The 676-nt window shown below is 42.3% G+C and carries 1 protein-coding gene; it reads left to right on the top strand.

The window, feature by feature from the left end; all coding sequences use genetic code 11:
- Positions 1-484 (top strand): DUF4442 domain-containing protein (locus tag V7D75_RS04070; RefSeq protein WP_333613515.1); only part of this gene is annotated, 484 nt, incomplete at its 5' end.
- Between the last annotated feature and the right edge of the window lie 192 nt (positions 485-676).

Below are 676 nucleotides of genomic sequence, written 5' to 3'. Positions count from 1 at the left end.
AAATAACACCAAAGCGGTGCAAAATCATATTGGCTCGGTTCATGCGGTTGCTATCACCTTACTTGCGGAAACCGCAACAGGGTTTATTTTGGGTTTAAACCTACCCTCTGATCGCGTATTATTGATTAAGTCGTACTCGGTGAATTTTTATCGCCCGATCAAAAAAGGTCAAATCGCCGCGGTGGCATCATTATCGGACGAACAGCGCTTAGATATTTTGAATACGCCAAAAGGTGAGATGGTCATACCGTGCGTGATTCATGACCGCGAGTCAGATAGTGAACGCGACCCTATCGTCGTTGAGATGACCTGGGCTTGGATACCCAAATCTGAATTAGAAGCACGCCGTCAAGGTAAAGCTGCTAAAACGCTAGAAAACAAGCAAAATGACAATGAAAAAACTGAAAATGAGCAGCCTAAAGCCGAGCAAAACGAGAGTGAAGAAAGCAACAAGCACTCAACGCTAGAACTAGAAAGCAATTAATTTTAATTTGTTAAAAAGCAAGTAACTACCAAAAAATGGATTTAGAAAATATCACAATAATAAGGAGACAAGTATGTCTAGATATATCAATAAACTGACGACTCAAATAACTAAAGCGATGCTGGTTAGCGCTTGCTCGTTAGGCTTAGGTTTCGCCGTTAGTGCTAGTGCCGCGCCAGCGACCAATAACGC

The sequence above is a fragment of the Psychrobacter sp. genome, assembly GCF_036731945.1.
In the GTDB taxonomy this organism is placed as follows: domain Bacteria; phylum Pseudomonadota; class Gammaproteobacteria; order Pseudomonadales; family Moraxellaceae; genus Psychrobacter.
Note: the sequence above shows the minus strand (reverse complement) of the source record. Positions and strands in the feature narration are given on the sequence as shown.